13 protein-coding genes are annotated in these 15,084 nt (G+C 72.1%); 5 read left to right on the top strand and 8 right to left on the bottom strand.

Annotated elements, in window-relative coordinates:
* Positions 1-34 precede the first annotated feature (34 nt).
* Both OHO83_RS11265 and OHO83_RS11260 read left to right on the top strand, forming a co-directional pair.
* Positions 35-1,054: an oxidoreductase gene (locus OHO83_RS11265; RefSeq protein ID WP_266675490.1), complete on the top strand. Its 1,020-nt coding sequence runs from the start codon at positions 35-37 to the stop codon at positions 1,052-1,054.
* A gap of 69 nt (positions 1,055-1,123) precedes the next feature.
* Positions 1,124-2,767, top strand: a complete 1,644-nt coding sequence (locus OHO83_RS11260; protein WP_330279377.1) for an ABC-F family ATP-binding cassette domain-containing protein — start codon at positions 1,124-1,126, stop codon at positions 2,765-2,767.
* Between the two features lie 122 nt (positions 2,768-2,889).
* On the opposite strand, the gene OHO83_RS11255 is transcribed toward OHO83_RS11260, so the two are convergent.
* Positions 2,890-5,379: a Tex family protein gene (locus OHO83_RS11255; protein WP_330279376.1), complete on the bottom strand. Its 2,490-nt coding sequence runs from the start codon at positions 5,377-5,379 to the stop codon at positions 2,890-2,892.
* Positions 5,380-5,479: 100 nt separating this feature from the next.
* Complete coding sequence (locus OHO83_RS11250; RefSeq protein ID WP_266675493.1) at positions 5,480-6,355, bottom strand: SCO6745 family protein; 876 nt, start codon at positions 6,353-6,355, stop codon at positions 5,480-5,482.
* Positions 6,356-6,514: 159 nt separating this feature from the next.
* Here OHO83_RS11250 and OHO83_RS11245 point away from each other — a divergent pair, with 159 nt between their 5' ends.
* Complete coding sequence (locus OHO83_RS11245) at positions 6,515-7,522, top strand: GlxA family transcriptional regulator (RefSeq protein WP_330279375.1); 1,008 nt, start codon at positions 6,515-6,517, stop codon at positions 7,520-7,522.
* A 14-nt stretch (positions 7,523-7,536) separates the two neighbouring features.
* The gene (locus tag OHO83_RS11240; protein ID WP_329433336.1) at positions 7,537-8,172 is read left to right on the top strand and encodes a DJ-1/PfpI family protein; all 636 of its coding nucleotides are present in this window, start codon (positions 7,537-7,539) and stop codon (positions 8,170-8,172) included.
* Between the two features lie 101 nt (positions 8,173-8,273).
* On the opposite strand, the gene OHO83_RS11235 is transcribed toward OHO83_RS11240, so the two are convergent.
* Together OHO83_RS11235 and OHO83_RS11230 are read right to left on the bottom strand one after the other, a co-directional pair.
* Positions 8,274-9,032 carry an enoyl-CoA hydratase/isomerase family protein gene (locus OHO83_RS11235; protein ID WP_266675496.1) on the bottom strand — a complete coding sequence of 253 codons (759 nt, stop codon included), beginning with the start codon at positions 9,030-9,032 and terminating at the stop codon, positions 8,274-8,276.
* 211 nt (positions 9,033-9,243) lie between these two features.
* On the bottom strand, positions 9,244-9,774 hold the full coding sequence (locus tag OHO83_RS11230) for an RNA-guided endonuclease InsQ/TnpB family protein (RefSeq protein WP_330280758.1): 531 nt from the start codon (positions 9,772-9,774) through the stop codon (positions 9,244-9,246).
* Between the two features lie 443 nt (positions 9,775-10,217).
* Here OHO83_RS11230 and OHO83_RS11225 point away from each other — a divergent pair, with 443 nt between their 5' ends.
* The gene (locus OHO83_RS11225) at positions 10,218-10,724 is read left to right on the top strand and encodes an ATP-binding protein (RefSeq protein WP_329437692.1); all 507 of its coding nucleotides are present in this window, start codon (positions 10,218-10,220) and stop codon (positions 10,722-10,724) included.
* A 9-nt stretch (positions 10,725-10,733) separates the two neighbouring features.
* On the opposite strand, the gene idi is transcribed toward OHO83_RS11225, so the two are convergent.
* The 4 genes from idi to galE form a co-directional block, all read right to left on the bottom strand.
* The gene (gene idi, locus OHO83_RS11220) at positions 10,734-11,327 is read right to left on the bottom strand and encodes an isopentenyl-diphosphate Delta-isomerase (protein WP_266675498.1); all 594 of its coding nucleotides are present in this window, start codon (positions 11,325-11,327) and stop codon (positions 10,734-10,736) included.
* Positions 11,328-11,441: 114 nt separating this feature from the next.
* Positions 11,442-12,695 (bottom strand): bifunctional class I SAM-dependent methyltransferase/N-acetyltransferase, encoded by a 1,254-nt coding sequence (locus tag OHO83_RS11215; protein ID WP_330279374.1) that lies wholly within the window; start codon positions 12,693-12,695, stop codon positions 11,442-11,444.
* Positions 12,696-12,903: 208 nt separating this feature from the next.
* On the bottom strand, positions 12,904-13,836 hold the full coding sequence (locus tag OHO83_RS11210; protein WP_266675500.1) for a cation diffusion facilitator family transporter: 933 nt from the start codon (positions 13,834-13,836) through the stop codon (positions 12,904-12,906).
* Between the two features lie 156 nt (positions 13,837-13,992).
* A complete protein-coding gene (gene galE, locus OHO83_RS11205) occupies positions 13,993-14,976 on the bottom strand; it encodes a UDP-glucose 4-epimerase GalE (protein ID WP_330279373.1) in 984 nt (327 codons plus the stop codon).
* Between the last annotated feature and the right edge of the window lie 108 nt (positions 14,977-15,084).

Here is a 15,084-nt window from a genome sequence, read left to right as displayed (position 1 = left end):
CTCACATCACGTCTCGGGTGGGAATGCTCAGGACATGTCTGCCGAGTACGCGACCTTCGGCCTGGCACCGGCCATGCGCGCCGGTGGAGTTCTCACGAACGGGGACTACCAGGTCCACCGGGAGTTCCTGGACTTCATCGTGAACGGCTCGCCGCTGCTGTTCCAGCTCTCCGACCTCGACGCCGTCTCCCCGCTCGCCTCCGACGTCCCGCCGGCGATCTTCACGGCCCACGTCCGCAGCCTGCTCCTCGAAGCGGACGCGCCGCTGCCCGGCGGCCGCTACGTCATCTACGGGTGCCCGGAGTGCGAGGGCCTCGAATGCGGGGCCGTCACCGCGGTCATCGAGGCGGACGGGCCCGACGTCATCTGGCGCGACTTCGCCTGGCAGACCGAGGAGCGAGCCGACCTGGAACTCAACGGGTACCACGGCCTGGGCCCCTTCCGCTTCCACGGCGCCGCGTACCGCGAGGCCCTGCGACCGCTGCTCGACGGCGCGGCGGAGCCGGCCCGCCGTGTCCTGCTCATCGGGGCCCGTGTCGCCGTCCTCGCCAAACTCGCCGCCGCGCTGCGCACCATCGGCATCGGCGCCGAGATCACCCAGGACGCGGCCGGTGTGCCGCCCGAGGAACTGCGAACCTACGGCGCGGTCGCCTTCGGGCGCGCCGTCAGCGAGTCCGACCGGGCCGCGGTGCGCGAACAGTTCGAGCGGGCGGGCGCCGAGGTGGCGTACGTGGACGGGCTCGCCCCGATCATCCCGCTTCTCGTCGCCCAGATAGAGAGCGCCCTGGACCGCCGCGCCGTTCCGCAGCGGCGCCTCACCCGTCTCGTCGCCGCCGACGGGGAGGCGGGCGTGGAGGTCGCCTCCGCCTGCCGGGTGCGCCTCACCGCGTACCGCCTCGACCGGCTCTACCGCACCCACGCCGAGGACGTCTTCGACGCCGTGCTCGAACCGGGCCGCCACCGCATCGCGCTCGACCCGAAGGCGACCAGGGGCGAGTCGTTCGTCGTGGCCCGCACCACGGGGAGCGTGCTGGTGGCGGCCATGACCCGATGAGGGGGGTCTTGCGCCGGCGGGGAGCGGCGGGCGTGGGCGGTCCGCCCGATCGCTAAAATCGGCGGTCTGATGACTGCCACTCTCGTAGCCAAGAACCTCGCCGCCGGGCACGGCGACCGGTCCCTGTTCTCCGGGCTCGACCTCGTGGTCGCGCCCGGCGACGTGATCGGGCTCGTCGGCGCCAACGGCGCGGGGAAGTCCACGCTCCTCAAACTCCTCGCCGGCCTCGACACCCCTGAGCAGGGCGAGCTGCGGCTCTCGCCGCCCGGCGCGACCGTGGGGCACCTGCCCCAGGAGCCGGAGCGCCGCCCCGGCGAGACCGTGCGCGAGTTCCTCGCCCGGCGCACCGGCGTCGACGCCGCACAGCGCGCCATGGACGAGGCCACCCAGGCCCTCGTCGACGGGGCGCCGGGGGCCGACGACGCGTACTCCGTCAGCCTGGAGCGCTGGCTCGACCTCGGCGGCGCCGACCTCGACGAGCGCGCCGAGGAGATCACCGGCTCCCTCGGCCTCGGCGTCGGCCTCGACCAGGCGATGACCTCGCTCTCCGGCGGCCAGGCCGCGCGCGCGGGGCTCGCCTCGCTGCTGCTGTCCCGCTACGACGTGTTCCTGCTCGACGAGCCGACCAACGACCTCGACCTGGACGGTCTGGAACGCCTGGAGTCCTTCGTGCGCGGGCTGCGCGCCGGCACGGTCGTGGTCAGCCACGACCGTGAGTTCCTGACGCGCACCGTCACCAAGGTCCTGGAGCTCGACCTCGCCCAGCAGGAGATCAACCTCTACGGCGGCGGATATGAGGCCTACCTGGAGGAGCGCGAGGTCGCCCGCCGCCACGCCCGCGACGAGTTCGACGAGTACGCGGACAAGAAGGCGGCCCTGGAGGGCCGCGCCCAGATGCAGCGCGGCTGGATGGACAAGGGCGTCAAGAACGCCCGCCGCAAGGCCACGGACAACGACAAGATCGGCCGCAAGTTCCGCAGCGAGGCCAGCGAGAAGCAGGCGGCCAAGGCGCGGCAGACGCAGCGCATGATCGAGCGCCTCGACGTCGTGGACGAGCCGCGCAAGGAGTGGGAGCTGCGCATGGAGATCGCGGCGGCGCCGCGATCCGGCGCCGTCGTGGCCACGGTGCGCGACGCGGAGGTGCGGCGCGGCGACTTCACGCTCGGTCCGGTCTCGCTCCAGATCGACTGGGCCGACCGCATCGCGATCACCGGGGCCAACGGCGCCGGGAAGTCGACGCTGCTCGGCGCGCTCCTCGGCCGGGTGCCTCTGGACGCGGGGCACGCGACGCTCGGCTCCGGCGTCGTCGTCGGCGAGGTCGACCAGGCGCGTGCCCTGTTCCACGGCTCGGAGTCGCTGCTCGACGCGTTCTGCGCGGCCGTGCCGGAGACCGAGCCGGCCGACGTGCGCACGCTGCTCGCGAAGTTCGGCCTGAAGGCCGATCACGTTCTGCGGTCGGCGGCCACGCTGTCGCCGGGTGAGCGCACGCGCGCCGCGCTGGCGCTGCTGCAGGGCCGCGGCGTCAATCTGCTCGTCCTGGACGAGCCGACCAACCACCTCGACCTGCCGGCCATCGAGCAGCTGGAGTCGGCGCTCGACTCGTACGAGGGGACGCTCCTGCTCGTCACCCATGACCGCCGCATGCTGGACGCCGTCAGGACGCAGCGGCGCCTCGAGGTCGCCGACGGCAAGGTGACGGAGCTGTCCGTCTGACGCTCTGCGGCGTGGGCTGATGTGTGGTGCGTGTGCCGACACGTGGGGGGGCTGACATGAGCCGCCCGCGTCGGCGTGACGCCCGGGGCCGGTCACCTGTGGGGTGACCGGCCCCGGGTGTGTCAGCGCCCCTTCGGGTCGAGCAGGCCCGCGCGGCGCAGCGCTTCGGCCATCTCGCTGTTCGCGGGCGCGGGCGCGGAGGTGCCACCACGCCGCTGTCCCTGGGACTGCTGCCGCTGTCCCTGTCCCTGGCCCTGCTGGCGTCGGCCCTGGCCGCCCTGGCCCTGACCGCCCTGTGCCTGGCCCTGGCGCTGCTGCCCTCGCTGCTGGGGCGGGCGGCCGCCACGCTCGCGACGGCCACCACCGCCACCGGCACCCGCCCCGCCACCGGCACCCGGCTCGCCCGTCGCCGCCTCGTCGTCGAGGCGCAGCGTCAGCGAGATCCGCTTGCGCGGGATGTCGACGTCGAGGACCTTCACCTTGACGATGTCACCGGGCTTCACGACGTCCCGCGGGTCCTTCACGAACGTCTTCGACATCGCGGACACATGCACGAGCCCGTCCTGGTGCACACCGACGTCCACGAACGCGCCGAACGCCGCCACATTCGTCACGACGCCCTCGAGGACCATTCCGGACGCCAGGTCGGAGATCTTCTCGACGCCGTCCTTGAAGGTCGCCGTCTTGAAGGCGGGACGCGGGTCACGCCCCGGCTTCTCCAGCTCCTTCAGGATGTCCGACACCGTCGGCAGACCGAACTTGTCGTCCACGAACTCGGCCGGCCGCAGCGCACGCAGCGCCGCCGCGTTCCCGATCAGGGACGCGACCTCGCCGCCCGTCGTCTTCACCATGCGCCGGACCACGGGGTACGCCTCCGGGTGCACGGACGACGCGTCGAGCGGGTCGTCGCCGCCGCGGATGCGCAGGAAGCCCGCGCACTGCTCGTACGCCTTCGGGCCCAGCCTGGACACGTCCTTGAGGCCCTTGCGGGACGTGAACGGGCCGTTCGCGTCGCGGTGCGCCACGATGTTCTCGGCGAGGCCCGAGCCGATGCCGGACACGCGGGCGAGCAGGGGAGCCGACGCCGTGTTCACGTCCACGCCCACGCCGTTCACACAGTCCTCGACGACCGCGTCCAGGGAGCGCGACAGCTTCACCTCGGACAGGTCGTGCTGGTACTGGCCGACACCGATCGACTTCGGGTCGATCTTCACCAGCTCGGCCAGCGGGTCCTGGAGGCGGCGGGCGATCGACACGGCGCCGCGCAGCGACACGTCCATGTCGGGCAGCTCCTGCGAGGCGAAGGCCGACGCCGAGTACACCGACGCGCCCGCCTCCGACACCATCACCTTGGTGAGGTTCAACTCCGGGTGCTTGGTGATCAGTTCACCGGCGAGCTTGTCGGTCTCGCGCGACGCCGTGCCGTTGCCGATCGCGATCAGGTCGACCGTGTGCTCCTGGGCGAGACGGGCCAGCTTGGCCAGCGCCTCGTCCCACCGGTTCGCGGGCACGTGCGGGTGGATGACGTCCGTCGCCACGACCTTGCCCGTCGCGTCGACGACCGCGACCTTCACGCCCGTGCGGAAGCCGGGGTCGAGGCCCAGCGTCGCGCGCGTGCCCGCCGGGGCGGCGAGCAGCAGATCCCGCAGGTTCGCCGCGAAGACCTGCACGGCCTCGTCCTCCGCCGCCGTGCGCAGCCGCAGCCGCAGGTCGAGGCCGAGGTGCACCAGGATGCGGGTCCGCCAGGCCCAGCGCACCGTGTCGGACAGCCACTTGTCCCCGGGCCGCCCCTGGTTCCTGATCCCGAACCGGTCCGCGACGATCGGCTCGTACGAGGACGGGCCACCGGCCGCGTCCCCCGGCTCCTCCGGCTCCAGGGTCAGGTCGAGGATCTCCTCCTTCTCGCCGCGGAGCATCGCGAGGATCCGGTGGGAGGGCAGCGCGGTGAACGGCTCCGAGAAGTCGAAGTAGTCGGCGAACTTCGCGCCCGCCTCCTCCTTGCCCTCGCGGACCTTGGCGGCCAGCTGTCCCCGGCCCCACATGCGCTCACGCAGCTCGCCGATCAGGTCGGCGTCCTCGGAGAAGCGCTCGGTGAGGATGGCACGGGCGCCGTCGAGCGCGGCCTGCGCGTCCGCGACGCCCTTGTCGGCGTCGACGAACGCGGCCGCAGCGGCGGCCGGTTCCACCGTGGGGTCCCCGAGCAGTCCGTCCGCCAGCGGCTCGAGCCCTGCCTCACGCGCGATCTGCGCCTTGGTGCGGCGCTTCGGCTTGAAGGGCAGGTAGATGTCCTCGAGGCGCGCCTTGGTCTCGGCGGCCATGATCTGCGCCGCCAACTCGTCGGTCAGCTTGCCCTGTTCCCTGACCGAGTCGAGGACCGCCGCACGCCGCTCCTCCAGCTCCCGCAGATAGCGCAGCCGCTCCTCGAGCGTGCGCAGCTGCGCGTCGTCGAGCATCTCGGTCGCTTCCTTGCGGTAGCGCGCGATGAACGGGACCGTCGAACCGCCGTCGAGCAGCTCGACGGCGGCCTTCACCTGCCGCTCCCGTACGCCGAGCTCCTCGGCAATCCTGCCTTCGATGGACCCCGTGATGGGACCTGCGCTGGGTGTTGCCACGATGCCGTACCGCCTTCTCAACTGAGGGTGCGCGGCAATTGTGGCAGGTGGCGCCGACAACGGGGGGCATCCCACCGGCCTGCCGGCGCCGGGTGGCCTTTCAGGCGGCCTTGCCGATCAGGTCGGCCGGGAACGCGCCCGCGCCGAGTGCGGTGCCCATGAAACCGCCCGCCAGCTCCGTGAGCCGGGCCACGCCCGCCTCGCCCAGGTGCGCGTACGGCTCCCGGTCGAGCCGGTCGGTCTGCTCCTCCAGATCGCGGCGCAGCGCCACCCCGAGGTCGGTCAACTCGCCCTGCGCGTCGAGCACCTTGCGCTCCCGGAGACGGTCGGCGGCCGCGTCGAAGTCCTCGCGGGTCCAGCCGCGTGTGGCGAGCAGCCACTTCGGGGCCATGCCCTTGCCGGTGGCCACATGGCTCACCAGCGCCTCGACGGGGTCGAGGTCGGCGGCGAGCAGCGCGGCCAGGTGCCCGTCGCCGCGGTGCTCACGCAACAGGGTCGCGGCGTGCCAGTACGCGAGGTGCGGCTCCTCGGGCACCGGCAGGTCGGCGTGGCCGGCGTAGAGCGGCCGGGCGTGGCGGGTGCAGGCCTCCGTGGCGCGCAGCGCGAGAGTGGCCGCCTCGGCCATTTCCGGGGAGGTCACGATCTCGTCGCCGAGGAGCCTGCGCAGCGTCGAGTCGACGGCACGCGCACGTGCCGCGAGGACCGTCTCCGGGGAGGCCGTCTCCCACACCGCGGGCACGTGCTCGGCGACGAGTTCGTGCTTGAAGTTGTAGAACGTCGCCGTCACGGTCCCGGCGCCGACGGCCCCCATCGCCGCCGCGCGGGCCGCGAAGTACGCCGCGCTGCGATGGGTGATCCCGATGGCGCCCAGCTCCTTGCCCAGGTCGGGCGAGAAGTAGTGCATCGAGTGGAACGGGTTGAGCATGTTGTGACAGCGGCGGGCGGCGCGGGGGTCTGAACCCGGGGAGGTCGTCATGCGAGTACGTTACCGACTGGTTGGTACGGATGGAACGTGCGGGTCGCGGACCGTTCGCCGAACCGTCGCCGGACCGTTCCCCCGCGCCGGGCCCGCGATGGCAGGAATGGTGGGGTACTCGTCATTGCGGCCTCCGTGCCGTGCCCGAAGACTGGCCGTATGGCCGCCCGCACCGTGCTCATCCTGTTGTTCGACGAGGTCCAGAGCCTGGACGTGACCGGCCCGGCAGAGGTCTTCGCCGGCGCCGCGCTCTGCCAAGGGCCGCGCCCCGCGGACACGTACCGCATCCGCACCGCCTCCCTCGACGGCGGTCCCGTCCGCACGTCCAGCGGGCTCACGCTCGTCCCCGACCACGCACTGGCCGACGCGCCCGCGCCGCACACGCTCCTCGTCCCCGGCGGCCGCGGCACGCGCCGCCCGGATCCGCGCCTGACCGCCTGGCTGCGGGAGCACGGCCCGCGCGCACGACGTCTCGTCTCCGTCTGCACGGGCGCCATCCTGCTCGCCGAGGCGGGCCTGCTCGACGGCCGCCGGGTGACCACGCACTGGGCGTACTGCGACCGCCTCGCGCGCGACCACCCCGCCGTCGAGGTCGACCCGGACCCCATCTACGTACGCGACGGGAACGTGGCGACCTCGGCCGGCGTCACCGCGGGCATCGACCTCGCCCTCGCGCTCGTCGAGGAGGACCACGGCCGCGACACCGCGCTGACGGTCGCCCGCCACCTCGTCGTGTTCCTGCGGCGCCCGGGAAACCAGGCCCAGTTCAGCGCCCAGCTCTCCGCCCAGACCGCCCGGCGCGAGCCGCTGCGCGAGGTCCAGCACTGGATCACCGAGCACCCCGACGACGACCTCTCCGTCGAGTCGCTCGCCTCCCGCGCCCGGCTCTCGCCACGCCACTTCGCCCGCGCCTTCCAGGCGGAGACCGGCATGACCCCGGGCCGGTACGTCGACCTGGTCCGCCTCGAACAGGCGCGCCGCCTCCTGGAGGACACCTCCGACGGTGTCGAGGAGATATCCCGCGCCTGTGGCTACGGCACCCCCGAAGCGATGCGCCGCGCCTTCGCCAGAACGCTCGGCGCATCCCCGGCCGAGTACCGCCGCCGCTTTTGCGCAGCCGGAACCCGATCACCGGGCCGGCGCCCGTCCGCATCCCGGACATCCTGACCGAAAGGCACCTGATGAAGATCGCCATCGTCCTCTTCGACCGCTTCACCGCGCTCGACGCCGTCGGCCCCTACGAGACGCTCGGCAGGCTGCCCGACGCGGAACTCACCTTCGTCGCCGAGCACACCGGTCCCGTGCGGTCGGACACCGGACGGCTCGCCCTCACCGCCGACAAGGCGCTGTCGGAGCTGACCGACCCGGACGTCGTGGTCGTCCCCGGAGGCCCGGGCCAGAGCGCGCAGATGGACAACGAGGTGCTCCTCGACTGGCTGCGCGCCGCCGACACCACCAGCACCTGGACGACCTCCGTGTGCACGGGTTCCCTGCTCCTCGCCGCGGCCGGTCTGCTCGACGGCCGCCGCGCGACGTCGCACTGGCTGGCGCTCGACACCCTCAAGCAGTTCGGTGCCGAGCCGACGGGCGAACGGGTCGTCGTCGACGGCAAGTACGTCACCGCCGCCGGGGTCTCCTCGGGCATCGACATGGGCCTCACCCTCGTCGGCACGATCGCGGGCGACGAGCACGCGCAGGCCGTGCAGCTGCTCACCGAGTACGACCCGCAGCCGCCCTACGACGCCGGTTCGCCCGAGAAGGCCCCCGCGCACCTCGTCGAGAAGTTCCGCGCGGAGAGCCGCTTCATCCTGGAGTAGTCCGGGAGACCGGCTTCACCCCTGAGAGGGGTCCGGGAGACCGGCCGGCCAGGGGCGTCCGGGAGGCCGCCTTCACCCTGGGGTGGTCCACGAGGTCCGCTTCATCCTGACGTGGTCCACGTGAAGTGCGGCTTCCTGCGCTCCAGGAACGCGGCGACGCCCTCCGCGGTGTCGCCGCTTCCGCGCGCCTGCTCGGCCCAGTGGGCGGCCCGGTCCACGCGCCCCTCGGCGAACTCCTTCGCGGCGGCCTGCGTCAGCTGCGAACGCTCACCGAGAATCCGAGCGAACTCGCCGACGCGCTTGTCCAGTTCGTCCCCGGCGAGCACCTCGTCCACGAGCCCGGTCCGCAGGGCACGCTCCGTGCCGATCAACTCGCCCGAGAACAACAGGTACTTGGCCGTCGCGGGACCCACCAGGGAGGCGAGGCGGCGCGTCGAGCCCGCCGGGTAGACGATCCCCAGCTTCGACGGGGTGATCCCGAACAGCGCGTCCTCGGCGGCGAACCGCAGGTCGCAGGCCGCCGCCAGCTGGCAGCCGCCGCCCACGCAGTACCCGCGCACCGCGGCCAGCGTCGGCTTGGCGAAGGCCGCGAGCGCCTCCTCGGCCGCGACCGCGAGCTCCTGCGCCCGCGACCCCGAGCCGCCGAGCGTGGAGATGTCGGCGCCCGCGCAGAACGTCCCGCCCGCCCCGGTCAGCACCAGCACCCGCACCGCCGGGTCGGCCTCGAGCCGGGCGAGCAGCGGCGGCAGCGAGCGCCACATGCCGTCCGTCATGGCGTTCCGTTTGGCGGCGTGGTCGATGACGAGGGTGGCGATGCCGTCGGTGACCGAGTGGGTGAGCTGCGGCGGTGTGTGCGACATGCGCCGGATGCTATCCGCAGGTTTCGAACGTGCGATCAACAAGGGTGGCCTGCGAGGGGGCGTCAGGGCAGGGTCCGGCCGACGCGTCGTGGGGCTCGTGACGGCCGGTGACGCGTCCGAACCCGTACAACGTCAACTACCCGGTCGTGAAACGACCGGGCTTGCTGCTCGAGTCATCACTGGCTGTGATGGGTTCGGCTGCGTCCAGGACTCACGCGATGAGGGTGAGTTCGGGGGCCGTTGACCGGGCCCCGCAGACCCACGCCATCCAGCCGCGCTGGCGGATGTTGTGGGACGCGTTGTGGTCTGCGTGATCAACGAATCCGCAGACCCGGCACGAGAAGACAGCCCGGGAGGGCCGGTTTGCGCGTGCGGTGTGGTGGCACTGCGAGCATTCCTGGCTGGTGTACGCCGGATCGACGTACATGATCGGCACTCCGGCCTTCTTCGCCTTGTAGGCGATGAACGATCCGAGCTGGGCGAAGGGCCAGGAGTGGAGCGTGGTGCGTTGGGGCTTTCTCAGCCGTGCCCGCTCGCGGATGCCCGTGAGCTGTTCCAGGGCGATCCCGCGACCGGTGCGTTCAGCCTCCGCCACGATCCGCTTCGAAATCTTGTGGTTGATGTCCCTGGCACGACGGGCTTCCTTGCCCGCGTGCTTCTTCGCCCGCCGCCTGGCGGACTTGGTGTTCTTATTCTGGAGTTTCGACCGCAGCTTGCGGTCGTTCTCGCGCTTGCGGTTGATGCGCCACCAGCTTCACGGTCAACGAACCTATACACCCGCACGAACACCCACCACACGTTCGCCCCCGCCCCACCCCAACGAGCGATACCCGCCCCGACCGTCCGCCCCCACCGCACACCGCCGTGGCCCGGCTCCGCCGGAACGCCCCGGGCCGCTCCGCGGCCGTCTTGGCCTGTGGTAGATCACGGCGACGCTCCGCGTCGCACCCGGTGGATGCGATTCCTCCCGGGCGTGAACGCCCGGGGCTCCTCGCAAGAATCCGCTGAATAGCCACGGAGAGGAAACTAGAACGGCAGGATCAGTCGCACACCTGACGCTGTCATACGCCAACGGTCAAATTGCGTCGATACTTGCCGACTTCTGGTCAGTCATTCGGTATGGACCAGTGGATTCTCAACACTCGATGCGTGGTGACAATCGAGCGCAAGGGCGGCGACCGGACGATGAGCGACCAGGGGTGGGGGTCCCGCCCGCGTCCTCAAGGCACTGGGGGAGCGCCCCCCGTGCAGGAGCCGGCAAGTCCGCTGCCGTACGAGGGGGTCTGGCGCTTCACGGCGCAGGCCGTCGACGCGTCCGTGCCGCAGGCCCGGCACGCCGTACGTGACCTGCTGGTCAGGCAGGGTGTTCCCGCCTCCGACGACCTCGTCCAGGGGCTGCTGCTCATCGTCTCCGAGCTGGTCACCAACGCCGTGCGGCACGCGGCCCTGCTCTCGCCCGTCCTCGCGGTGGAGGTCGCCGTCGGCGCCGAGTGGGTGCGCGTCTCCGTGGAGGACGAGCACCCCTACCGCCCGACGGCCCTGGAGGCCACCGACGGGCAGACGGGCGGGCGCGGCCTCCTCCTCGTACGCGAGGTCACCCGGGAGGCGGGCGGGGTGTGCGACGTCGAGCACACGGCGAGCGGGGGCAAGGTGATCTGGGCCGCCCTGCCCCTCGAACCCGTGGGTGCCTGACCGGCGGACTCACCAGCCGGCGGACGGTCCCGTCAGCTCCCGGATCGCCGGCCGTGCCGCGTCCAGTACGGTCATGAACCAGGCCGAGAACGGTCCCTGGGCGTGCCGCACGGCGAGCTCCTCCGCCGTCACGTACGCGGTCTCGCCGACCTCGGAGGGGTCCGGCCGCAGCGGCGTCTGGACCATCCCCACGAACAGGTGGTTGAACTCCTGCTCCACCAGGCCCGAGTCCGGGTCCGGGTGGTTGTAGCGCACCGTCCCCGCCTCCGCGAGCAGCGAGGGCGAGACCCCCAGCTCCTCGAACGTCCTGCGGGCGGCCGCGGCGAACGGCGCCTCGCCCGGATACGGGTGCCCGCAGCACGTGTTCGACCACACACCGGGGGAGTGGTACTTGCCGAGCGCGCGCTGCTGGAGCAGCAGCCGGCCCTGTTCGTCGAAGAGGAACACGGAGAACGCTCTGTGCAGCTGTCCGGGCGCCTGATGCGCGGAGAGCTTCTCCGCCGTGCCGATCGTCCTGCCGTCCTCGTCCACGAGTTCCAGCAAGATCGCTTCTCCGGTGCCGTTCGACGAACTGTTCGCCGCGGTGGCAGGTGTGGTCGGCATACCCATCCTTCGCTTCGGTCCTCGAGCCCCAAGTCTGCCGTACCGGACAGACAGTCCCGGCACTTGGCAGCGCCCGCATGTCCCGCCCGGGGGCCGGGCGGGACATGCACAGGGTCAGACGCCGAAAGCGGCCGGGTAGGTGATCGTGCCCTGCGGCACCTGCCAGGAACCGTCCGCCGCGCCCACGACGAGCGCCATCATCGCCTCGTCGGGCACCTCGAACCCGGGCCGGATGCCGTATCCGGAGGCGGGCGTGAAGCCGAACCTCGGGTAGTACTCCGGGTGTCCGAGCACGAGGACGAGCCGCTCTCCACGCGCGCGTGCCGCGTCGAGTACCGCCTTGACGACGGCCGAACCGGCGCCCGTGCGCTGGTGTCGCGGAAGTACCGCGACGGGTGCCAGGGCCGCCGCGGGCGTGCCGCCGACCAGGCAGCGGGTGATCAGGGCGTGCGCCGCCACGGTGCCGTCCGGCGCCTCGGCGACGTAGGACAGGCCGGGCAGCCATGCGTCGGTGTCCGCCCGCAGGGCGTCCACCAGGTCGGCCTCCGCCTCGGTCGGGAAGGCGGCGGCGTTCACGGCGTGCACGGCCGCCGCGTCGGCGGCCGATTCCGGCCGCGTGGGCCACGCCGCCGCGGGGCGCAGCGCGTAGCCGGTGTAGCCGTAGTCCTCGCCGTGGTCGCGCCGCATCGCCAGTTCGGCGCGCGCGCCGGCGAGGGCCTCGGCCATGCCGGGTGTCTGCGGATCCGCGGCGTCGGCGCGCTCGGCGAGCGGGCCGTAGTACTCGTCCCAGTCGGACTCGGGCTGCCGGTGGACGCCTAGCACGGAGTACCCGGCGCCGGTGCAGGCCCGGATGTTCTCCTCGGTCGTCCGCAGAGCGCAGTGCGGCTCCCAGAAGGCGCGTGCCTCGGGGGACGGATCGGCGACGGTCCATTCGCACTCGGTGAGCACGAGTGAGCCGCCCGGGGCGAGCAGCCGCTTCCACCGCCGGAGCGCGTGGTCGAAGCCGATGGAGTACGCCGAGCTCTCGGCCCAGATGAGATCGAACGAAGCGTCCTGGCAGGAGAGTTCGCCCATGTCGGCGTTGACGGGGCGGATCCGGTCGGCGAGGCCCCGAGCCTTCGCGGCGGCGCGCAGTTCGTCGAGGAACGGCTCGTGGAGGTCGACCGCCGTGACCTGGCCGCCGGTCTCGGCGGCCAGGAGCAGGGCGGAGCGGCCGGGGCCGCAGCCGAGGTCGAGCACGCGCGGGCGCTCGGGCAGCGGCCCCACGAGGGAGAGGAGGCGCAGGGTGGTGGTGTCGGAGCCGGGGCCCTGCCGGGGAAGCGCGTGGTGCAGGGCGAAGAAGGCGTCACGTACGACGTTGTCTGTCAACGGTTCGAACCCTTGGGTGTGAGGGCCCCGCCGACGCGCACCCCGACTACCGAAAGGGGGAGGGTCAGCCGGTGGCCCGGGTGATGGGGATGCACCTGTCGCTGCGCGGGGCAGCGCTCACCGCGACGACAGTCATCAACCCACCTCCTCGAAGATCCATGGCCAACGTAGCACGCGGTGTGCATGCCTGGCCCTGGGTGATGAGCGGTCAGTGGCAGAGCTTCGCCTCGTGCTCCGCGTGTCCGACGGGCTCCAGCTGGAACGTGCAGTGCTCGACGTCGAAGTGGACGCCGAGGCAGCCCTGGAGTTCGTGGAGCATCTTCTCGTGCCCGATGGCGTTGAGGGCCTCCGAACTCACGACCACGTGCGCGGACAGGACGGGCATGCCCGAGGTGATCGTCCAGGCGTGCAGGTCGTGGACGTCCAGGACGCCGGGGAGCCCCACGATGTGTGCGCGCACCTCCGCCATGTCGACGCCCTTCGGAGCCGCTTCGAGGAGGACGTTCAGCGTCTCCCGCAGCAGCTTCACGGTCCGCGGGACGATCATGAGGCCGATGGCGATCGAGGCGATGGGGTCGGCGGCCTGCCAGCCGGTGGTCAGGATGATCGTCGCCGAGACGATCACGGCGAGCGAGCCCAGCGCGTCGGCGGCCACCTCGAGGAAGGCGCCGCGGACATTGAGGCTGTCCTTCTGGCCGCGGACCAGGATCGACAGCGAGATCATGTTCGCGACGAGGCCGATCACGCCGAAGACGATCGTGAGCCCGCCCTGGGTCTCGGCGGGTTCCATGAACCGCTGGATCGCCTCGACCAGCACATAGCCGCCGACGCCGAGCAGCAGCAGGCAGTTGGCGAGCGCGGCCAGGATCTCGGCGCGCGCGAAGCCGAAGGTGCGCTGTTCACTCGCGGGACGGTTGGCGAAGTGGATGGCGAGCAGCGCCATGCCGAGGCCGAGCGCGTCGGTCGCCATGTGGGCGGCGTCCGCGACCAGTGCGAGCGAGTCCGCGAGGACCCCGCCGACGATCTCGACCACCATCACGGTCAGCGTGATGCCGAGCGCGATGCGCAGCCGGCCCAGATGCGCGGCCGAGGCCGTGCCCGTGGGCGCGTGACTGTGCCCGTGATCGTGTCCGGCCCCCATGGAAACCGCCCTCCGTCCGTTCATCGGCGCACCTCGTCGGCCGCCCCCGCGATCACAGTGAACTACGGGTAGGGGGTATCTGCAAACACTGCACTGAACACCGTTGTCATGTGCCCTGACCTGCGGAAATGGGTGCAGGTCAGGGCCTCGCGCGGCTCAGTTGCCGGCGGTCTCCGGGTGCCGCAGCTGCCAGCCCGCCCACGCCGACTCGACCATCTCGCGCACGCCGCGACTCGTCGCCCAGCCGAGCTCCTTCGCCGCGAGTTCCGCGACGGCCACCGCACGCGGGGAGTCGCCCGCGCGGCGCGGCTCGACCACGGCCGCCCGGGGGTCGCCGCTGACCTCGGAGATCAGATCGACCAGTTCGCGGACGGAGACGCCCTCGCCGGAGCCGATGTTCACCGTCAGATCGCCCGTCGCGCCCGGCTCGGTGAGCCGGCGCGCGGCCGCGAGATGGGCTTCGGCGAGATCGGCGACGTGCAGATAGTCACGTACGCACGTGCCGTCCGGCGTCGAGTAGTCGTCGCCGAAGATCCGGGGGGCCTCGCCGCGGCTCAGCCGGTCGAAGACCATCGGGATCACGTTGAAGACGCCGGTGTCCGCGAGCTCGGGGGCGGCGGCGCCCGCCACGTTGAAGTAGCGCAGGCACACGGTCGCCATGCCGTGCGCGCGGCCGGCCGCGCGCACCAGCCACTCGCCCGCCAGCTTCGTCTCGCCGTAGGGGCTCATCGGCGCGCACGGCGTGGACTCGGTGATGAGATCCGCATCCGGATTGCCGTACACGGCCGCGGACGAGGAGAAGACGAAGCGCCGCACGCCGGCCGCGGCGACCGTGTCCAGGAGTACCGCCAGGCCGCCCACGTTGTCGCGGTAGTACAGCTCGGGCCGCTCCACGGACTCCCCGACCTGCTTGCGGGCGGCGAGATGCACCACACCGGTCACGGAGTGCTCGGCGCACACCCGCCGCACCAGCTCGGGGTCCAGGGCCGAGCCCCTGACCAGCTCGATGTCCGACGGCAGCCGCTCGGCCACCCCGGTCGAGATGTCGTCGACGACGACCACGTCCTCACCGGCGGCAGCCATCGCCCGCGCCACGTGCGCCCCGATATAACCCGCTCCACCTGTGATCAGCCATGTCATGGTCGACCACCCTAGAGCGTGCCCCTATGTGCCCTCCCGGGCCCTCGCGCGACCGGCGGTTTGTGGGGCGGGGCCTTGATCGACAATGATGACGGGGCGGTCGCGCGC

Source organism: Streptomyces sp. NBC_00569, from assembly GCF_036345255.1.
Lineage (GTDB): Bacteria > Actinomycetota > Actinomycetes > Streptomycetales > Streptomycetaceae > Streptomyces.
Note: the sequence above shows the minus strand (reverse complement) of the source record. Positions and strands in the feature narration are given on the sequence as shown.

Coding starts and splice junctions, on each gene's coding strand:
- OHO83_RS11240 (WP_329433336.1), top strand. CDS start 7,537: ATGAAGATCGCCATCGTCCTCTTCGACCGCTTCACCGCGCTCGACGCC.
- OHO83_RS11245 (WP_330279375.1), top strand. CDS start 6,515: ATGGCCGCCCGCACCGTGCTCATCCTGTTGTTCGACGAGGTCCAGAGC.
- OHO83_RS11235 (WP_266675496.1), bottom strand. CDS start 9,032: ATGTCGCACACACCGCCGCAGCTCACCCACTCGGTCACCGACGGCATC.
- OHO83_RS11265 (WP_266675490.1), top strand. CDS start 35: ATGTCTGCCGAGTACGCGACCTTCGGCCTGGCACCGGCCATGCGCGCC.
- OHO83_RS11210 (WP_266675500.1), bottom strand. CDS start 13,836: ATGGGGGCCGGACACGATCACGGGCACAGTCACGCGCCCACGGGCACG.
- galE (WP_330279373.1), bottom strand. CDS start 14,976: ATGACATGGCTGATCACAGGTGGAGCGGGTTATATCGGGGCGCACGTG.
- idi (WP_266675498.1), bottom strand. CDS start 11,327: ATGCCGACCACACCTGCCACCGCGGCGAACAGTTCGTCGAACGGCACC.
- OHO83_RS11260 (WP_330279377.1), top strand. CDS start 1,124: ATGACTGCCACTCTCGTAGCCAAGAACCTCGCCGCCGGGCACGGCGAC.
- OHO83_RS11225 (WP_329437692.1), top strand. CDS start 10,218: ATGAGCGACCAGGGGTGGGGGTCCCGCCCGCGTCCTCAAGGCACTGGG.
- OHO83_RS11250 (WP_266675493.1), bottom strand. CDS start 6,355: ATGACGACCTCCCCGGGTTCAGACCCCCGCGCCGCCCGCCGCTGTCAC.